Below are 17253 nucleotides of genomic sequence, written 5' to 3' on the forward strand. Positions count from 1 at the left end.
TGATCTCATGAAATACAAACCTTTATTACTCGGCGCGATCGCCGCCGCCCTGCTGCTTCCCGCCGCACCCGCGAATGCCAACGGGCCCATCATCGTCGAGGGGACCTTCAAGCCCTGGCAGGACGGTGCCGTCGCCGTCACGCACGACCAGACGCTGGCACCGGCCGGCAGTCATGCCAGGGTTGTCGTCGGCACCTTCGGTGCGAAGACCGTGGCCATCTTGACCGTCTCCGGCCTGCTCCCCAATCGCGTGTACGGATCGCACGCGCACGTGAAGTCTTGTGGACCGAAGCCGGCCGACTCCGGTGTCCACTATCAGAACGTGGAAGATCCGAATGCCAACGGCGGCATGTCCATGGACGCGAAATATGCCAACCCGCGCAACGAGATGTGGCTCGACTTCACCACCGATAAGAACGGCAACGCCAAGCAGGTCTCGATGGTGGAGTGGACCTTCCGCAAGGGCAAAGCCGGGGCGATCGTGGTGCACGAGAAGAAGACCGACACCACGGACGGCAATGCAGGCATGGCCGGCGCCCGAGTCGCCTGCCTGAGCGTCCCGCTCTGATCCTGCATGGCTCGACCCCAGCGCTGAGACCGTGGGCCCCAGGTAGACAGGTGGGGTGGATATTTCAGAACTGCACGCTCGAGCGATCGCGATTCACGACCTCTACGACGCACTCAACCTCGCCGAGCGAGGGCGGACATGGACCCGGGAAGACTTCATGCTCGGATTCGTCGGGGACGTAGGCGATCTCGCGAAGCTGGTCATGGCGGCCGAGGGCACCCGCTCGATGCCCGGCGGACGTGCGGCGCTGGAACATGAACTCGCCGACTGCCTTTGGTCGGTGCTGATTCTGGCCCATCGATACGAGGTGGATCTCGAGAGTGTGTTCACCAAGACGATGGGTGAGCTCGAGGAGACCATTTCGGCCCGGCTGGATAATCAGCCGGGCCTTTGATCAGGTACAGGCGGCAGGTGTTACGACTGGGTCGGGGGCGAATCATCCTGGTGGTAGGCGAGTTCGACGTTGTGGCTGACTTCGCCACCGGTGACGGTGACCTGGCTGGTGGATGGGGGGTAGCCGCGGGCGACGATGGTGTAACTGCCTTGGGGGAGGTCGGGGATGAGGTAGTGGCCGTTGTCGTCGGTGCGGGTGGTGGCGGTCACGTCGCCGGTGGCGTCGAGGAGGCTGATTCGGGCGTCGGGGATCGGGCGGCCGTCTTCGGACAGCGCGCAGCCGGTGAGGACTGCCATGGCGGCGAGTTCGATGTCGTGGCGGAGCAGGCCGGTGTCGGGGACGATGAGGGCGGTTGCGGTGGGGCGCATGTGTTCGGCTACGGCTACCAGGGTGTATGTGCCGGTGACGATGCCGTGGCAGGTGTAGGTGCCGTCGGCGGCGGTGACCGCGGTGCCGACGACGTCGCCTTGCAGGTCGGCCAGCGTGACGGTCGCACCGGCCAGCGGGGTGCCGCGGGCGGCCGAGCGGACGACGCCGGACAACTCGCCGGAGCCGAGCAACGTGAGATCGAGGTGCTGGGGGCGCGGGCCCATGGACACGGTGACCGCGGCCGGTTGGTGGCCGGTAGCCGAGACGATCAGCACGTAGCTGCCGCCCTCGGGTACGCCGATCAGATAGCCGCCCTTGGCATCTCCGCTCGTTCGCGACACCTGATGTCCACGCTGGTCGATCAGGGTGAGCGTGGCGTGCGGCACCGGATGACCGTCTTCGCGGCGAATACGCCCGCCGATCGTGCCGTCGTCATCGCCGGAGAAGCCGTCCACATCGAGCACGGTCACCGCGGAACCGGCTGCCGCCACCGCGAACTGGTGCGAACCGTTGCCGAGGTGCTCACCCGACCCGTGACTACTGACCGCTCCGGCCATTGCCGGTTCTGGTTCCGAAAGTACCTGCGCGGCACCCTCCCAGACCTGATCCTCGTCCCAACTCGATTCCGCGGCAGGCGATGCCGTGACAGGCACCGGAGCATCCTGCAACGGAATCTCTTTCATGAACATGAGCACCAGGCACGCCAGTAACGCCACCCCGGCCGCGACATAGAACACCGCATGCATGGAGTCGGTGAACCCGGTCAGGATCGGCACCTTCAACGCATCCGGCAAAGACTCGATCCCGCTGGTATTGCTCTGAATACCGGTGAGTTGATCCGCACCGAACTCGGGCGGCAACTGTCCACCGAACGCGTCGATTATCTTGTTGGGCAACAGGTTGAACATGATCGTCAGGAACACGGCGACACCGAGCGTGCCGCCCATCTGACGAAAGAACGTCGCCGAAGCGGTCGACACACCCATATCCGACCGCGGGCCCGCGTTCTGCGCCGCGATGATCAACGTCTGCATACATCCGCCGAGCCCCAGCCCGATCACCGCCCCGTAGGCCAGCGGCTGCCACAGCGGGCTGTCGTAGTGCACCTGCGCGAACAGCGCCGAGCCGACCGCGATGACGAAAGTACCTGCCACGGGCAGCATCTTGTAGCGACCGGTCTTCTTGGTGATCCGCCCGGCGAGCTGTGCGCCGATCGTGATGCCGAGCACCAGCGGCAGCATCAGCAAACCCGCGTTGGTCGGGGTGAAGCCGCGTACCACCTGAAAGTACTGCGGCACCATGGTGATGGCGCCGAACATGGCGACGCCGACGATGAACCCGCCCGCGATGGTGACGCTGAACGTCGAACTCTTGAACAGCCGCAACGGAATCAGCGCCGCGTCCTTCATCAGGAACTCGACGAGCAGGAACAGCAGCAGCCCGAACGCACCGATCCCGTAGCAGAGCAGCGACCGGTGCGAGCTCCAACCCCAGTGTCTGCCTTGCTCGGCGACGACCAGCAGCGGCACCACGCCGATCGTCAACGCCACCGCACCGAGCCAGTCGATGCGATGACGCTGGCGCTGATGCGGCACGTTCAGCACCTTCGCGACGACCAGCCACGCGAGCACGCCGACCGGCACGTTCACCAGGAACACCCAGCGCCAGCCGTCGATCCCGCCGAGCGTCTGATAGTCGGAGAAGAAGCCGCCGAGCACGGGCCCGAGCACCGTGGCGGTACCGAAGACGATCATGAAATAGCCCTGGTAGCGCACGCGTTCGCGGGCGGGCACGATATCGCCGATGATGGTGAACGCCAACGACATCAAACCGCCCGCGCCGAGTCCCTGGAACGCGCGAAAGCCGGCGAGCTGATACATGGAGGCGGCGAAGGTGCAGGCCACCGAGCCGATGATGAACAGCCCGATCGCCGTGAGATAAAACGGCTTACGCCCGTAGATGTCGGCCAGCTTGCCGTAGAGCGGCGTGGTGATCGTCGCGGTGATCAGGTAAGCCGTTGTCGCCCAGGCCTGTTCATCGAAGCCGTGCAGGTCGTTGGCGATCCGCACGATCGCCACGCTCACGATGTTCTGATCCAGCGCGGCCAGGAACATGCCGAGCAACAGGCCGGACAGAATGGTCATGATCTGCCGGTGTGACAGTGCCGTGCCCTCGCCGGCTTCCAGGCCCGGCGGCATTGCCTGGGTGGTGGAATTCGTCATGTGCGCCCTGATTCTGGTCGGCTGCGTTGTGGTGTTGTCCTCGAACACGCGTATCCCTCGCCGGCCGCCGCGAGCACCTGCGCGGCCGTCGAGTGGGTCGGCCCGGCGCGCGGCCGAGCCCTGTGCGACAAACGATCTGCTCTGTACTACTGCTGGTAGAACTCTCAGCGTGCGACAGATCGGCGAGCATACCGGTGCGCTGCGGGCCGCCAACGGGCGTAAGCCCTCCCCTTTTTCACCAGCAGGCTCGCGTGATCCGAGCAACTAGTTGCTGAAGCGAACAATACAGCGGCGCGCCGGCCGACTGCCAGCACGGGTGGCATTGACCGAAACCCACAGACGGATAGCCGCTTGCTATGTAAGGTCTTTCGTGTCTCGCCACGGGCGGGGCAGCTTCTGCGGCGCGGGCTGCGGTTCGCCTGTCGCAGGCGCGGACCAGCATCCGGCGACAGGGGGAAGCAGCAGATGCCCGACAACGAACCAGCACCGGGCAACCGTGGCGCGACACACTTCTGGACCTCGGCGCTGTTCTGGACCATCGTGGGCAGTGTCGCGGGTGTGCTCGCGGTCGTCGTCGGTGTCGCCGAATGCGCGAGCTCCAATTCACCGTCGCCGACACCCAGTGCGTCCGGCGGCCCCGGTCCCGCCACTTCCGCCGGCCCGTCCGCGCAACCCACAACCACCGCGCCGCCCACGGTCGCGCACGGTGTGAAACGCAGGATCGCCAACGTCGAGGGAATCGACTTGGACACCGGGCAGATCCGCGATCAGAACGAACCCGGTGTGGACATGAGCCCTTCCAGAACCGGCGACTCCCTCAACGCCATGACCCACGGCGCCGCGCGATTCGCCATCCCGCGCGCCGACGCCGGCCTCGACCGCTGCACAACGATCGCGCCCGGCGCCTGGACCAAAACTCTCGACAACGTCTACCACCTGCCCCTCGACAGCCACCTCTGCGTGCAGACCGACCAGGGCAACCTCGCCGATCTCACGCTCACGCACATCCCTTCCGCCGCTGAGCAATACCTCGAGTTCGACTTCACGACCTGGCGCGCCGGATAGCCCCGGGAAACGCAGCGCGACGGTTCAGCACGTCCGACGCGCCGAACCGCCCGTTCGATGATCAACGGCGACCTCCGGCGCAGACGCACGTTCAGCGGGTGTGAGCTGCGTCGATCACGGGAGGAATCGAGCTGTGCACCACACCCGCGGATCCGGTCGGCGGCCGGACCCACTGTTTCGGGACGGTAATGTTGTCGCGTCGTGCGGTACAAGGCCCGGAGGGTGCGCCTCGCGAATGTGGGTACTCCGCGTTAGTCGTGTGTCACGGCGACCGAGTAGTGACGCGGATTGGAAGGAGACCCGAGTCGATGCTTTCCGGGCAGAGTGGGCGGGTCAGCCTTCTCGGCGGTAGCGACGGCAAGGCCCCCGGAGCGGCTCCGATTCCGGTGCGTCCGCCCGAGCGCGCCGCCGTCTGGAACTGGCCGGACCTCTCGGTATTGCTGATCGAGGACGATCAGGCCGATGCCTTGCTTGTCGAGGAGTTGATCGCCGACGGCGCACCCGGCCTGCCCGTGCGGTGGGTGCGATCCGCGGCCGAGGCCCGCCAACGGCTGGCCGTCGAGCTGCCCGATTGCGTGCTGCTCGACCTGCACCTGCCGGATGCGCAGGGGCTGGAGGCGCTGGCCACGGTGCGTGAGTACACCGACCAGGTGGCGGTGGTGGTGCTCACCGGGCTGGACCAGGAACAGATCGGCCTGGCCGCGGTGGCGGCCGGCGCTCAGGACTATCTGATCAAAGGCCGGATCGAGCCCGAATTATTCGGTCGCGCACTGCGTTACGCCATTCAGCGTAAGCAGGCCGAACGCGCCGCGGCGGCACTGCGGGCGAGCCAGATGCGTGCGCAGGAGAACGCGCGACTCGAGCGCGGCCTGCTACCCACCCCGCTGCTGCGCGGTGAACGCTCGGTCGACATCGTCGCGCGCTATCGCCCCGGCCGGGCCAACGCCCTGCTCGGCGGCGACTTCTACGACGTCGTGCAGCAGGCCGACGGCACCGTGCACGCGCTGATCGGCGATGTCGCGGGCCACGGCCCGGACGAGGCCGCGACCGGGGTGGCGCTGCGGCTGGCCTGGCGCACCCTGGTGCTCAGCGATATCTCCGGTATCCGTCAGCTGCGGCTGCTGGAGGAGGTGCTGCTCGCCGAACGCACCGGCAAGCAGACCTTCGCCACCCTGACCAGCCTGACCCTGTGCCCGGACGACCGTCGTGTGCTGGTGACCAGGGCCGGGCATCCCGGCATGCTGTTGCGCACCGGCTCGGCGGTGGACTGGGTCGAGGTGCCGGGCGGTCCTGCCCTCGGCTTCCTGCCCGGCCGTGCCGACTGGACCACCCACGAGATCACGCTGCCCGTCGGCTCCGGCCTGATGCTGTTCACCGACGGACTGTTCGAGGGACACACCACCGTGGGCGAGGACCGGCTCGGGGAGGAGGGCCTGCTGGAGCTGGCCCGCACCGTCACCGCCGCCGAGCCCTCGGCGTTCGTCGACGAGCTGATCCGGCGTGCCGAAGCGCTCGCCGAGTCGCACGGCGGCCTCGAGGACGACGTAGCGGTCATGTACTTGCAGTGGCATCACCGAGACCTGAATCAGGACAATCGATGACGACATCCCCCAGGAAGCAGTCCATCGCCGGTCGGCTGACCGTGCAGGGCTGGTTCATGCTCGTGCTGGCCCTCATGGTGATCCTGGTGATCGTGGGCACCGCGATCGGTGCCCATCAACTCACCAAGACCAACCGGGTCGCCGACCGGATGGTGAACGGGTTGCAGCCCGCCACCGCCGAGACCTACCGCTTGCAAAGCGCGCTGCTCAACCAGGAGACCGGCATCCGTGGCTACGCCATCGCCGCCGACTCGCAGTTCCTCGCACCGTATTACGAGGGCAAGCAGGTGGAGGCGCGGGCCGCGGCTCGGATCCGCGAGCTGCTCGCGGGCCGTCCGGAACTGCTCGCCGACCTCGACGCGCTCGAACGCGCGGCCGACGAGTGGCGCACCGGCTACGCCGAGCCGTTGACCGTCGCGGTGGCCGCCCGCGGCACCGGCGCCGTCGACGAGCCCACAGCCGCGCGGGGTAAAGCGGACTTCGACAACGTCCGCACCCTGTTCACCAAGCAGGACGCCGACCTCGCCGCCGAGATCGACCGGGAACGCGCCGAGCTGGAAAGTACTCGGGATGCGCGGGATACCGTGCTGGCAAGCATGGTCGCTGTGTTCCTGCTGGCCGCGATCGCGTTGACGCTGCTGGTGCGCAGGCTGGTCGCGCGGCCGCTGGACTATCTGGAGGCCGCCTCGCTGCGCGTCGCCGACGGCGACTTCGCCCACCACATCGCCGCGCACGGACCCGCCGACCTGGCCACCGTCGCGGAGGCGGTGGAGAGCATGCGCCGCCGGGTCGTCGCCGAGTTGGAGTCTTCCCGCGTCCAGGAAGCCGTACTGGCCGAGCAGACGACCGAGCTGGACGCGCAGACCGCGGAGCTGCGCCGCTCCAACGCCGAACTCGAACAGTTCGCCTATGTGGCCTCGCACGATCTACAGGAGCCGCTGCGCAAGGTCGCCGCGTTCTGCCAGCTGCTGGAGAAGCGGTACGCGGGCCAATTGGACGAGCGCGCAACCCAATACATCGCCTATGCGGTGGACGGCGCCAAGCGCATGCAGGTGCTGATCAACGATCTGCTCACCTTCTCCCGGGTCGGCCGGGTCATCGACGGCAACGTGCCGATCGGTCTCGACCAGACCCTGGACAAGGCGATCGCCAATCTCGCTGCGGCCGCCGAGGACAACGATCTGGAGCTGGAACGCCCGGACGAACTGCCGGAGATCACCGGCGATCCGACCCTGCTGACCATGTTGTGGCAGAACCTGATCGGCAACGCGATCAAGTTCCGCGAGCCCGACCGGTCGCCCGTCGTCCGGCTCGACTGTGTGCCGGACGGCGACACCGGCGGGTGGCTGTTCTCGGTGTCGGACAACGGGATCGGCATCCCACCCGAGTTCGCGGAGAAGGTGTTCGTGATCTTCCAGCGGCTGCACAGCCGGGAGGAGTACACCGGCACCGGTATCGGGCTGGCCCTGTGCAAGAAGATCGTCGAGCATCACGGCGGGAAGATCTGGCTCGATACCGAGTACACCGGCGGCACCCGCTTCTGGTTCACGCTGAATTCGCCGGTGGCAGAAGGCGAATCCGAGCCGGCCGACGATTCGAGCGCACCCGGCGACAGCGAGCAGCGAACCTCGTACAGCGAAACCATTTCGCTCAGCGACGCCGGTGCGGACGGCGACCCCAGTCCAGTCGATCAAACAAGCTCACCCAGCCCGGCGAGCTGACTCCGCTCTACCATTTCACCGAACCGGCTGTGCCCCATCGTGAGTCAGCCACACCACAAGGAGATTGCTTTTGTCCATCCCCGCTCAGCCCATCGACATCCTGCTCGTCGAAGACGATCCCGGCGACGAGTTGATGACTCGGGAAGCGTTCGAGGACAACAAGATCGGCAACACCCTGCACGTCGCGCACGACGGACAGGAGGCGCTCGACTTCCTCTACCGGCAGGGCGAGTACGCGGAGGCCCCGCGGCCGGATCTGATCCTGCTCGACCTGAATCTACCGAGATACGACGGACGTCAGGTGCTCGAACGGATCAAGGCGGACCCGGATCTGTCGCACATCCCGGTGGTCGTGCTCACCACGTCGGCGGCCGAGGAAGACATCCTGCGCAGCTACAAGTTGCACGCCAACGCTTACGTGACGAAGCCGGTCGACCTGGATCAGTTCGTCGCGGCCATCAAGCACATCGACGATTTCTTCGTCCAGGTCGTCCGGCTTCCTCGACTCCACTGATTCGCGGGTCAGGACAGCGTTGCCCCAGCCCCTGGCAACGCTGATCCAGTCCCGGCAACGCTGATCCGGCTCCGGCGACGATCGATCCGGACTCCGGCAGTTCCGCTCGGACCTAAGCCGGGCGGCGCGGTTCCTCGACGGACAGCGCGTCGTCCACGGTGTTGTGCACGCTGAGCAGCTTGTCCAAGCCGGTCACCTCGATCGGGCGGCGCACCGGCGGTGAGGCCACCACGCGCAGCTGACCCGACGGCAGCGACTCCGCGGCGACGAGCAGCACGCTCAATCCGGCGGAGCCGAAGAATTCCACCAGGGACAGGTCCACCACCAGCGTGTTCGGCTGGTCGCGCAGGGCTTCGTCCACCGCAGCCTGGAACTGCGGGGCGGAGGCCATATCGATTTCCCCGGTGAGCGACAGGATCCGGGTGGAATCCACCGACCGCACGTCCGTCTCCAGGCTCTTGGCCTTTCCGTCCGCGCTCATCGGGCATCCTCCTGAACGCCGACGCACACGGCGCCAGCGGGCGCCGTTCCACCTCGGCTCGACCGACCTGAGCCTGCTACACCAAACCGGTTGCCTGGCATCGCCACTTCGCTACCTCCGACGCGTCGACCCTCCGCCCGCCCGAACACGGCGCGGAGATGATCCAACTCGCCAAACTACCGTAGTCGGACCTCGGTTGTTGCGCCCGCCTGGGCCTGCGGCGTGCCGGTTCGCCAACGCACCGTGCGAAGCCGGCGCGGGCTCCAGCGGTCGCGGGCCCCACCTGGCCTGATGCCGCCTGAGGTCGGACGATCGGGCCGAGTCGCGTGCGCAGCTGCCGACTGTCAGCGCACTCGGGCGGGCCGGCGATCCTCGGCGAAGTCCAGCTCCAATGTCACGGGAATCACTTCGACCTCCAATGCCGCGCGCAGCCGGGTGACCGCGTGGCCGAGGATCTTGCGACGCAGTTCGGCGATGTCGGCATGCGGTTCGGCCGTCACGATCAGGTGCAGTTCCGGTGCGGTGCGCTCGCCGGACAACCAGGCCGAGGCGGTGCGCACACCCGGGTAGCTCTCGATATCCGCGGCGACCGGGGCCGCGGCGGTCGACGAGGCGAGCACGGTGGTGCCTGCCCACTCGGTGCCGCCGGTCCGCCAAGTGACCGACTTCGGCATCCGGAACACCTGCGCCAGCAGCCAGCGCAGACACAGCAGGCCGACCAGCACGGCGACGGCGACGGCGGCCCACAGCACCCAGGTCGGCGGTGCGTCGGTGCCGGGAACCACGGTGTCGTCGGACTGGACCCAGCGCAGCCGCCCGTAGTGCGCGGCAACGGCCAGGAGGCCCGCGGCGAGCAAGAGCAGGCCGGTCAGCCCGAGCAGGGTCCGGTTCAACGTGGCCGGACGGTTGGTTCGCACCATCACACCTCTCCCGTCTTCGGTCCCCGCAGCTTGGCGCGCACGTGGCGCACCCGCTGCGGGCCGATCTCCTGAACGCGGCGGGTGAGCCGCTCGCAGATCTCCTCGGGCAGGCCCTCCGAGCCCGCGCGATCGGTGCGGGCGGAGACCTTGACCGCTTTGCGACGCAACCGGATCCGGGCGGTGCTGACGCCGTCCACCGTGCCCGCGGCGCTGCGCAGGGCCGTACGTAGTCCCCCGCGCGTCACCCCGGCGGAGATGCCGTCGTCGGCGGCGAGCGGCAGCACCGCGGCCCGGCCGGGCCACAGCGCCAGCGCGAGCAGCACGAAACCGAACACCATCGCCGCGATACCCACGCCGAGCACCGGCATGTCGTGCCACTCCATGCCGTGCAGATCGGCGGCCACCGAGTCGTAGGAAACGAACTCGTGCGCGCCGACCAGGCGCTGGATCAACGACACCGCCACCGCGACGCAGACGGCCAGCAGCAGCACCGCAATCAGGATCGCCGGACCTACTCGACGCGGCCTGCGGATCACCGGACTCTCCTTTCCGCAGCGGTTTCGGTGGTCAGCTCGGCCACCTCGATGTCGATGGCGGTCACCGCGAGGCCGGTCAGCTCACGCGTCCGGCTGGCCAGATGCGCGCGGCACGCCTCGGTCACCCGGCCGATCGGCGAGGGATAGCTGATCGGCAACCGGACCGCCAGGGCGGTGCGGTCCGGGTAGACCTCGGCGTCGACCCGCACGTCGGCACCCACGCCGTCCACCTCGCGGGCGGCCTGCTCGACGATGCGCCGGACCGCGCGCGGCGCGACCGTGAGCCCGCCGGGATACTCGTCCGTGACGACGGCCGTGGTCATCGTCTGCCCTTGCCCTGCGCCGATTGGAGCAACCCGGCCAGGTCGAGTTCGCCGTCGAGCCAGCGCCCGACCAGCAGGCCGAGCGCGGCGAACAGCAGCACGATGGTGAAGGCGCCGAAGCCGCCGAACGCACCGGCGAAGCCCAGCGCGAGACCGACCGCGAGGCAGATCGCTGTGGCGCTCATCTACTGCACCCGGCTGCTCTGCTCGGGTTCATCGTCGTCACCCGGGATGTAGACGTCGTTGACGTTGATGTTGACCTCGACCACGTCCAGCCCGGTCATCTGCTCGATCGCGTTGATCACGTTGCGGCGCACCGCTCGCGCCAATTCGGCGATGGCGACGCCGTATTCGACGACGAGCTCCAGGTCGACGGCGGCCTGGGTCTCGCCGACCTCGACCGAAACCCCTTGGCCGACATTGGTGGACGCGCCGGGGATGCGATCCCGGATGGCACCGAACGCCCGCGCCGCCCCGCCGCCCAGCGCGTGTACGCCGCGCACCTCGCGGGCCGCGAGCCCGGCAACCTTCTGCACGACGATGTCGGCGATGGAGGTGGTGCCCTGGTCGCTGACCAGCTTGCTGTCCTTGTCCGGCGATCCGGCGGAAGCCCGGTTCGCCGGCGCCTTGTTGTCCGCAGCTGCCTTGTTGTCCGTGCTCTTGTCGGTGGTTGTCGTCGCGCTCATTGCTGCTCCTCCTGATTTCCCTTGCGGTGCATCGGATATCGCCTTCATATAGATCGACACCTGTCCGGTCCGGAACGTCACGGGCGTTGGGGTGTGAGCTAGGTAACCTCCTCACTGCCGAAGGCGCCGGCGTCGAGTTCGGTCACCACCAGGCGCAGGCGGGCGTCGGCCCAGTCGGTGTCGGCGAGTGCGGCGCGCACGGCCTCGGTGGCCTTCTCCAGCAGGGGCGTCAACGGCAATTCGGCGGCGGCGACCCGCACCTCCACCCGGCTCGGGCCGACGTCGATCGCGAAACCTCGTGCGTCCCAAGGCCACCAGGCCGGGCTCTCCCCGCCGAGGGGCGTCGCGGGGCGGATACCGTCGATCGTGTCCAGCGCGCCCAGGATCACGGCGATGAGGTCGCTGGTAGCAGTCACGACACCGCCCTTACCCGTGCTCGGTTCACCTGCTGACGCACGCTGTTCACGACCGTTCCGGCTCGATATCGAGAATCGACACCGAGACCTCGTCGACCGTCTGCCCGGTCTGCTCGAACACCACCCGCGAAACCTCCTGTTGCACCGCGTGACCGATCACCGCCGCGGCGCGCTCGGCCGAAATCACCACGTCCACTTGCACACTCAGCGCACCCGAGGCGCTTCTACGCACCCGGACACCTTCGGACGCCGCGGGGTCGGCGGTCGTCAGGCGCTGCTTGCCGACCCGCACCAGCGACGAGACCAGCCCGCGCACACCGGGTTCGAGGCGGATGACGCCGGGCGTCGCGCACGCCGCCTGCGCGGCCACCGCGGCAACGACCGGGGCCTCGATGCGCACCTCGGAAACAGCATCGGTCGTCATCGCTGCGCGTCCCCCGTCTCGTCGTCCTCATAGATGTCGGCGACCACCAGATCCAGCGTGGTGAGCACCAGACCGACCTGCGCGGCGAGTGCGGCGGTGACCCGCTCGCGCACCAGCGGCAGCGCGTCGCCGACGGTGGTGTGCCCGAACCGGATGGCCACGGCCAAGTCGACCGCCACCTCGGTCTCGCCGTCCATCCCCATCCCGACGCGGCGCACCCGGCACTGCCTGGCACGCACACCCGGCACCGAATCCGCGGCATAGCGCAGCACGGTGGCGACGGCCTGTTCGCTCACCTCGACCGTGCCCGGCGCGGGCGTGGGCAGTACCAAAGTCCGGCCGCGCCGAGCCTCCGCGCGCACCGCGGACATGATGCGCCCGGTCAGGTCGGGCGGCGGCGGGTCCGGTTCGTCGATGAGTTCCTTGGTCGCGACGCGCAGGGCCAGCAGGCTGTCCCTGGCCGACCGGCAGTGCGGGCAGGTCTTCTCGTGTTCGTCACCGAGTCCCGCCTCGACCGCGTCGAGCCGATCCCAGACATGTTCGATCTCGCGGCCGCAGGGCAGCCGGTAATCCTCTTCAGTAGTTCCGTTCACCGCCATGGTTTCATCACCTCGGACAAATGGGCTCGTGCTCGGGCTATCCGGCCGCGCACCGCCGTCGTGTTCACTTCGACGATGTCGCCGATCTCCTCGTAGGTCAGCCCGTGCACCTCGCGCAACAGCCAGCAGGCGCGCTGTTCGGGCGTGAGCAGTTGGAGCGCCGCGTTCAGCGCCTCCAGTTGGGTGCTCACCTGAACGGCATGCTCGGGTTGGGTATCCGAGCGGGGCGATTCGGTGGTCTCCGGGTCGACCTCGACCGTCGGCCGACGCGCCCGGATCACATTCAAACAGCGGTTGGTGGTCATCCGATACAGCCAGCCGACGAAGGCGGCGTCATCGTTGAGCTGTGGCAGCCTGCGCCACGCACCCAGGAATACCTCCTGGACGACGTCTTCGGCGTCGGAGCGGTCGGCGAGCATCTTGACCGCGAGGCGAAACATCTGCCCTTGATAGCGCAGCACTAGCTGCTCATAGGCTCTCATATCGCCGTCGCGCGCCCTGCTCACCAGGGTCGCATCGTCAGGCGCGGTCTCGGTAACCGTTTCTGTCGTGGTCACAGCACCTCCTCCACCGCTCATCAGGTAGACACCGGGGATCGGAAAGCGTCACGTCCAGTATGACGTGATCGTTGTCTCAATGGTTGCTGCGTGCGCTTCGCTGAGCGGCCGTGTCTATACAGCGTGTGCATCCAACCCGGATGTGCCGCGACACAGCGGAGGTTTCGATGTCTCTGAGCGACAAGATCGGCAACAAGGTCGACGAGTTCGGTGGCAAGGCGAAGGAAGCCGCGGGCAACGCGACCGGCGACGACGATCTGCGCGCCGAAGGCAAGGCGGACCAGGTCGAGTCCGCGGTCAAGGGCGCGGTGGAGAACGTCAAGGACGCCATCGGTGACGCGGTGGACAAGGCAAAGAACGCGCTGGGCAAGTAGCCCGCCCCGAGTGGCGTGCGGCCGTTGATCCGGCCGCACGCCGCCCGGCTCGAACAAAGGTATGACTGTGATCGATCATCGACCGACCAGAATCGCCGGTGCCGAACCGGGCACCGCGCTGCTGGCCGCGGCCACCTGCCTGGCCTTGACCATCGGCGTCGCCGCCATGACACAGTCGGTCGTCGCGACCGTCGCCGCGTGCGCCGCCATCGTGGTCGGCCTCGTCGTTGTGCTGAACATCTTGTCGCACAAGGCTTGACGAGCTAGCCGACCTTTTTCCGGGGGCTTTGCAGCGCGTCCTCCACGGCCGCGAGCGCGTCGACCGGGGTGCGGTTCTGACCCTGCTCGTTCTGGCCGAGCTGCGGCCAGCCGGAGCCCTGGGGGCCGTGCAGCTGGATCCAGATCTCCCGGGTCTTGTCCAGCAGCTCGCGCTGTTCCGTTTCGTTCAATGCGGACATGAATTCCTCCTCTAATCCGACGCCGCACGCCGCGGCGAAGTCCTGGGGCGACATTTCGTAGGCGATGTTCATGTCGCAGTCGCCGAACGGCGGGCAGCCCTCGGGCAGGCCGCCGCCGAAGCCCTGACCGTCGGTGTATTGGTGGGCGAGCTGGCCGGGCAGATTCGGATTGCGGCCGTAGCCCGCGCCGACCATGCGCACTCCTTCGGGGCGGTCGGCCCACATATCGAAGAAGTCGCCGCGATTCGCGTAGGCGATCACCCGCCGCCGGTCCCCGAGCCAATCGACCAGATTCCAGTACGACGCGTTGATGCCGTCGGAGTGGTCGCCGCCGGGATTACCGCCCGATTCGACGTCGATCATGCTGATCATCCGCGGGTGCGGACCGCCCATTCGCGCGACCATGTCGCGGTGTGTTTCGACGGTCTCCAGCCAGTTCGGCCGCCAGTAGAAATACACGATGAAGCACGCCAGGCGTCCCGAATCGACGGCCCGGCAAGCCCATTCGTAGTTCGCGGCGAAGTTGGCGTCACGGAAGTCGCCGTCGTTGGACCGGAAGCTGAGTATCGCGTGCGGATAGGAATCGTCCACCGGGACCTGAAAATATGACACGTCCGCGAAAAAAGTGTCGACCATTGGATCTCCCTCGATTTCGTCTGCCCGAAATTTCCCCCGAGTGGTCGTCGCACCGCCGATTACCCCGCATCTCGGTCCCGTGAGACGTCGATGAAACGTGAGTGAAGGGCGCGGACCGGAGACTCTTCCCTGTAGCAAAAACCGCCGGTGCCCGTTCAGCGCGACGGAGCCAATGCTGTAGCCGGCCGGCGGGTCGGGGTAGTTGTCGGTCTGATGAGCGAACCGAGCGTTCCATTTGTCGGACCGCGAACGATAAGAAGCACGTGCTCGGTTCGTTGCAGTATCTGCACGGGAGGACAGAGAGTGAACGAAGCGACGATGGAAAAGGCGGCCTTGGGGGGCCGTGGTGTGCTCGAGGGGGCATTTGCCCTGCTGGAGGCGCTCGCGCACGGTGCCGAGCTGGGGTTGACCCAGCTCGCGTCGGCGGCAGGACTACCGAAGGCAACGGCCTATCGGTTACTCAATCAATTGGTCGCGGAAGGAGCAGTGCAGCGCCGCAGCGGGCGCTATCAGATCGGCCCCCGGGTGTTTCGGCTCGGGCAGACCTGGCAACCGGCGCGGTTGCTGCGGGCTGCCTCGGCCCGGCCGCTCGGGCAACTGACGGCGACCTCGGATCGGGGCGGATTCAGTCTCTCGGTGACCGATCGGGGGCACACGATGCTGATCGGCGGCATCGGACGGGAGATCGATGCGGTCTTCCCGCTGCGGGCGGGGACGCTGCTGCCCTCGGGCACCGCCGCCGAACAGGTGCTGGCCATCGGTCATCCGAATCACCAACCACCCGAGGGGTTTTCGCACCGCGAGTGGAGCCGTCAGGTCACGCTGGCACGGGAGCGGGGACTCGCCTACGACACCGACCTGAGCCGGTTCGGGCTGGCCTGCGTCGCGGCGCCGGTGCGCGGCCCGGGCGGCGAGGTGGTCGCCGCGCTGGCGGCGACGGTGGGTGAGCTGAACCGGCTGCCCGCGCTGGCCGAGGCGGTGGTGCGCACGGCGGGGCTGGTGAGCGCCAATCTCACGCGGCTGCTGCGGTCGCAGGGGGTCATGTCGCTCTGAGAGCGGGAGTCGTGGGGGTGCCGCCCAGGCAGTGGGGCGGCACCCCGACGGCTCGCACCTAACTCATCGCGTGTGAAACGCCACCACACCAAACCTGGGTGATGGCGCGGGTGGCGTGGATGTCGGCCAGCGGGTCGCCGTCGAGCAGCACGAGATCGGCGCGCATGCCCGGTGCGATCGTGCCGCGGTCGGACAGGCCGAAGTGGGCGGCGGGCGCCGTGGTCGCGGCGCGCAGCGCTTCGGCCGGGGGCAGGCCCGCGGTGACGAGCAGCTCCAGCTCGCGGTGCAGCGAGTCGCCGTGCGCAGGCTGGAAGGGGACGCCGGGTTCGGCGTTGGCGTCGCTGCCCGCGAGGACGGGCACACCGGCGGCGTGCAGCGTCGCGACGCTGGCGAGGCAGTCGGCGAAACCCAGGATGCCCAAAGTTGTTGCTACGCCCTGCATCATGACCAGGGTCGGCGCGGCGACGCGCCCTTCCTCGGCCATCCGGCGCACCGCCTCCGCGGGCAGTTGACCGTCCATGGGGACGTGGGTGATGACGTCGCCGCCGACGTCCAGTGCCAGTGCGTAGGCGCCCAAAGATGCTGCGTGGATGACGATTCGGAGGTCCTTGGCCCGCGCGGCGGTGATGACCGCTTTGGCGGAGGCTTCGTCCGGGCCGCCCTCTCCCGGCGCTTCGAGCACCAATTTGATGTAGTCCGAGCCGGCCGCGGCACGCTCGGCGACCATCGCCTCGGCCGCCTCCGGGCCGTGGATGACCGCGTGCTCGGCCATGCCGGGAATGCGGGCGTGGGTACCGCCCGGACCGATGATCGGCGTTCCCGCGCTGCGAATGTCGGTGGTGCCCGGCTGGTTACGCAGCGCCGCGAGATGCTCGGGCGGCCAGGTGGTCATGTCCAACGCTGTGGTGACGCCGTGCGCGACGAGCTGGTCGAGCGATTCCGGGCCGTGTAGGTGCACGTGGGCATCGATCAGGCCGGGTAGCAGGATCGCGCCGTGGCCGTCGATACTCTCGGCGCCGCCGGCGTCGGTGCCGATCACCGCGCCGTCGATCACCACCGTGGTCGGCTCGGTCAGCTCCGCGCCATCGAAGACACGGACGTTGCGCAGAGCGGTCTTGCCGATCGCTGGGGAGTCGACGGTCACGCAAACCTCCGGTGCGGTAGTCGTGCAGCGGCGAGGGGTGCGACCGCTCCGCTACGGAACGTTAGTAGCCGCCAGTGGATTTGTCCGCACACGAAGTGGTAACGCAGTGTTCTTGTAATGGCACCATTTGGTCTCGCGCAGGGGGTGGCCGAGCAGCGAATACTGTGCCGACCGCGAGCCCGGCCTCCTCGG

At 67.9% G+C, this 17253-nt stretch carries 22 protein-coding genes; 9 read left to right on the forward strand and 13 right to left on the reverse strand.

The genetic code is table 11. The features are described 5' to 3' along the window. The first annotated feature begins 7 nt into the window (after positions 1 to 7). Positions 8 to 568 carry a superoxide dismutase gene (locus IBX18_RS30385; RefSeq protein WP_194836916.1) on the forward strand — a complete coding sequence of 187 codons (561 nt, stop codon included), beginning with the start codon at positions 8 to 10 and terminating at the stop codon, positions 566 to 568. A 55-nt stretch (positions 569 to 623) separates the two neighbouring features. Next, a complete protein-coding gene (locus IBX18_RS30390; RefSeq protein WP_194836917.1) occupies positions 624 to 962 on the forward strand; it encodes a MazG nucleotide pyrophosphohydrolase domain-containing protein in 339 nt (112 codons plus the stop codon). Positions 963 to 982: 20 nt separating this feature from the next. On the opposite strand, the gene IBX18_RS30395 is transcribed toward IBX18_RS30390, so the two are convergent. After that, the gene (locus IBX18_RS30395; protein ID WP_194836918.1) at positions 983 to 3553 is read right to left on the reverse strand and encodes an MFS transporter; all 2571 of its coding nucleotides are present in this window, start codon (positions 3551 to 3553) and stop codon (positions 983 to 985) included. A gap of 465 nt (positions 3554 to 4018) precedes the next feature. Here IBX18_RS30395 and IBX18_RS30400 point away from each other — a divergent pair, with 465 nt between their 5' ends. From IBX18_RS30400 to IBX18_RS30415, 4 genes are all read left to right on the forward strand, one after another. Then, positions 4019 to 4618 carry a hypothetical protein gene (locus IBX18_RS30400; protein ID WP_194836919.1) on the forward strand — a complete coding sequence of 200 codons (600 nt, stop codon included), beginning with the start codon at positions 4019 to 4021 and terminating at the stop codon, positions 4616 to 4618. A gap of 308 nt (positions 4619 to 4926) precedes the next feature. Continuing rightward, positions 4927 to 6219 carry a PP2C family protein-serine/threonine phosphatase gene (locus tag IBX18_RS30405; protein WP_194836920.1) on the forward strand — a complete coding sequence of 431 codons (1293 nt, stop codon included), beginning with the start codon at positions 4927 to 4929 and terminating at the stop codon, positions 6217 to 6219. After that, on the forward strand, positions 6216 to 7940 hold the full coding sequence (locus tag IBX18_RS30410) for an ATP-binding protein (protein WP_194836921.1): 1725 nt from the start codon (positions 6216 to 6218) through the stop codon (positions 7938 to 7940). The genes IBX18_RS30405 and IBX18_RS30410 overlap by 4 nt, the downstream gene beginning before the upstream one ends. A 70-nt stretch (positions 7941 to 8010) precedes the next feature. Then, positions 8011 to 8454, forward strand: a complete 444-nt coding sequence (locus tag IBX18_RS30415) for a response regulator (RefSeq protein ID WP_194836922.1) — start codon at positions 8011 to 8013, stop codon at positions 8452 to 8454. Positions 8455 to 8566: 112 nt separating this feature from the next. Here IBX18_RS30415 and IBX18_RS30420 read toward each other — a convergent pair whose 3' ends face one another. The 10 genes from IBX18_RS30420 to IBX18_RS30465 form a co-directional block, all read right to left on the reverse strand. Then, positions 8567 to 8935 (reverse strand): STAS domain-containing protein, encoded by a 369-nt coding sequence (locus IBX18_RS30420; protein ID WP_194836923.1) that lies wholly within the window; start codon positions 8933 to 8935, stop codon positions 8567 to 8569. Positions 8936 to 9279: 344 nt separating this feature from the next. Then, positions 9280 to 9855 (reverse strand): alkaline shock response membrane anchor protein AmaP, encoded by a 576-nt coding sequence (locus tag IBX18_RS30425; RefSeq protein WP_194836924.1) that lies wholly within the window; start codon positions 9853 to 9855, stop codon positions 9280 to 9282. Beyond that, on the reverse strand, positions 9855 to 10391 hold the full coding sequence (locus IBX18_RS30430) for a DUF6286 domain-containing protein (RefSeq protein WP_194836925.1): 537 nt from the start codon (positions 10389 to 10391) through the stop codon (positions 9855 to 9857). Before IBX18_RS30430 ends, IBX18_RS30425 begins: the two co-directional genes overlap by 1 nt. Continuing rightward, positions 10388 to 10714 carry an Asp23/Gls24 family envelope stress response protein gene (locus IBX18_RS30435; RefSeq protein ID WP_194836926.1) on the reverse strand — a complete coding sequence of 109 codons (327 nt, stop codon included), beginning with the start codon at positions 10712 to 10714 and terminating at the stop codon, positions 10388 to 10390. Before IBX18_RS30435 ends, IBX18_RS30430 begins: the two co-directional genes overlap by 4 nt. Further along, on the reverse strand, positions 10711 to 10899 hold the full coding sequence (locus tag IBX18_RS30440) for a hypothetical protein (RefSeq protein ID WP_107655431.1): 189 nt from the start codon (positions 10897 to 10899) through the stop codon (positions 10711 to 10713). The genes IBX18_RS30435 and IBX18_RS30440 overlap by 4 nt, the downstream gene beginning before the upstream one ends. After that, the gene (locus IBX18_RS30445; protein WP_194836927.1) at positions 10900 to 11400 is read right to left on the reverse strand and encodes an Asp23/Gls24 family envelope stress response protein; all 501 of its coding nucleotides are present in this window, start codon (positions 11398 to 11400) and stop codon (positions 10900 to 10902) included. 98 nt (positions 11401 to 11498) lie between these two features. Beyond that, positions 11499 to 11816 (reverse strand): hypothetical protein, encoded by a 318-nt coding sequence (locus IBX18_RS30450; RefSeq protein ID WP_194836928.1) that lies wholly within the window; start codon positions 11814 to 11816, stop codon positions 11499 to 11501. 46 nt (positions 11817 to 11862) lie between these two features. Beyond that, entirely contained in the window at positions 11863 to 12240 is a 378-nt protein-coding gene (locus IBX18_RS30455; protein ID WP_194836929.1) for an Asp23/Gls24 family envelope stress response protein, read from the reverse strand. Next, the gene (locus IBX18_RS30460) at positions 12237 to 12839 is read right to left on the reverse strand and encodes an Asp23/Gls24 family envelope stress response protein (RefSeq protein ID WP_194836930.1); all 603 of its coding nucleotides are present in this window, start codon (positions 12837 to 12839) and stop codon (positions 12237 to 12239) included. The genes IBX18_RS30455 and IBX18_RS30460 overlap by 4 nt, the downstream gene beginning before the upstream one ends. Beyond that, positions 12830 to 13396 (reverse strand): sigma-70 family RNA polymerase sigma factor, encoded by a 567-nt coding sequence (locus IBX18_RS30465; protein WP_306796485.1) that lies wholly within the window; start codon positions 13394 to 13396, stop codon positions 12830 to 12832. Before IBX18_RS30465 ends, IBX18_RS30460 begins: the two co-directional genes overlap by 10 nt. Before the next feature lie 167 nt (positions 13397 to 13563). Here IBX18_RS30465 and IBX18_RS30470 point away from each other — a divergent pair, with 167 nt between their 5' ends. Together IBX18_RS30470 and IBX18_RS30475 are read left to right on the forward strand one after the other, a co-directional pair. Continuing rightward, complete coding sequence (locus IBX18_RS30470; protein ID WP_107655425.1) at positions 13564 to 13770, forward strand: CsbD family protein; 207 nt, start codon at positions 13564 to 13566, stop codon at positions 13768 to 13770. 61 nt (positions 13771 to 13831) lie between these two features. After that, on the forward strand, positions 13832 to 14029 hold the full coding sequence (locus IBX18_RS30475) for a hypothetical protein (RefSeq protein ID WP_135236151.1): 198 nt from the start codon (positions 13832 to 13834) through the stop codon (positions 14027 to 14029). A gap of 4 nt (positions 14030 to 14033) precedes the next feature. On the opposite strand, the gene IBX18_RS30480 is transcribed toward IBX18_RS30475, so the two are convergent. Beyond that, a complete protein-coding gene (locus IBX18_RS30480; protein WP_194836932.1) occupies positions 14034 to 14864 on the reverse strand; it encodes a hypothetical protein in 831 nt (276 codons plus the stop codon). Between the two features lie 303 nt (positions 14865 to 15167). Here IBX18_RS30480 and IBX18_RS30485 point away from each other — a divergent pair, with 303 nt between their 5' ends. After that, on the forward strand, positions 15168 to 15917 hold the full coding sequence (locus IBX18_RS30485; RefSeq protein ID WP_194836933.1) for an IclR family transcriptional regulator: 750 nt from the start codon (positions 15168 to 15170) through the stop codon (positions 15915 to 15917). Between the two features lie 58 nt (positions 15918 to 15975). Here IBX18_RS30485 and IBX18_RS30490 read toward each other — a convergent pair whose 3' ends face one another. After that, positions 15976 to 17061 (reverse strand): amidohydrolase family protein, encoded by a 1086-nt coding sequence (locus IBX18_RS30490; RefSeq protein ID WP_194836934.1) that lies wholly within the window; start codon positions 17059 to 17061, stop codon positions 15976 to 15978. Positions 17062 to 17253 lie beyond the last annotated feature (192 nt).

The sequence above is a fragment of the Nocardia sp. XZ_19_369 genome (assembly GCF_015355715.1).
Taxonomy (GTDB): Bacteria; Actinomycetota; Actinomycetes; order Mycobacteriales; family Mycobacteriaceae; genus Nocardia.

Bases quoted from the DNA above. Each gene is read 5' to 3' on its own strand.
- IBX18_RS30385 (WP_194836916.1), top strand. From the start codon at position 8: ATGAAATACAAACCTTTATTACTCGGCGCGATCGCCGCCGCCCTGCTG.
- IBX18_RS30395 (WP_194836918.1), bottom strand. From the start codon at position 3,553: ATGACGAATTCCACCACCCAGGCAATGCCGCCGGGCCTGGAAGCCGGC.
- IBX18_RS30400 (WP_194836919.1), top strand. From the start codon at position 4,019: ATGCCCGACAACGAACCAGCACCGGGCAACCGTGGCGCGACACACTTC.
- IBX18_RS30405 (WP_194836920.1), top strand. From the start codon at position 4,927: ATGCTTTCCGGGCAGAGTGGGCGGGTCAGCCTTCTCGGCGGTAGCGAC.
- IBX18_RS30410 (WP_194836921.1), top strand. From the start codon at position 6,216: ATGACGACATCCCCCAGGAAGCAGTCCATCGCCGGTCGGCTGACCGTG.
- IBX18_RS30420 (WP_194836923.1), bottom strand. From the start codon at position 8,935: ATGAGCGCGGACGGAAAGGCCAAGAGCCTGGAGACGGACGTGCGGTCG.
- IBX18_RS30425 (WP_194836924.1), bottom strand. From the start codon at position 9,855: ATGGTGCGAACCAACCGTCCGGCCACGTTGAACCGGACCCTGCTCGGG.
- IBX18_RS30435 (WP_194836926.1), bottom strand. From the start codon at position 10,714: ATGACCACGGCCGTCGTCACGGACGAGTATCCCGGCGGGCTCACGGTC.
- IBX18_RS30440 (WP_107655431.1), bottom strand. From the start codon at position 10,899: ATGAGCGCCACAGCGATCTGCCTCGCGGTCGGTCTCGCGCTGGGCTTC.
- IBX18_RS30445 (WP_194836927.1), bottom strand. From the start codon at position 11,400: ATGAGCGCGACGACAACCACCGACAAGAGCACGGACAACAAGGCAGCT.
- IBX18_RS30455 (WP_194836929.1), bottom strand. From the start codon at position 12,240: ATGACGACCGATGCTGTTTCCGAGGTGCGCATCGAGGCCCCGGTCGTT.
- IBX18_RS30460 (WP_194836930.1), bottom strand. From the start codon at position 12,839: ATGGCGGTGAACGGAACTACTGAAGAGGATTACCGGCTGCCCTGCGGC.
- IBX18_RS30470 (WP_107655425.1), top strand. From the start codon at position 13,564: ATGTCTCTGAGCGACAAGATCGGCAACAAGGTCGACGAGTTCGGTGGC.
- IBX18_RS30475 (WP_135236151.1), top strand. From the start codon at position 13,832: ATGACTGTGATCGATCATCGACCGACCAGAATCGCCGGTGCCGAACCG.
- IBX18_RS30480 (WP_194836932.1), bottom strand. From the start codon at position 14,864: ATGGTCGACACTTTTTTCGCGGACGTGTCATATTTTCAGGTCCCGGTG.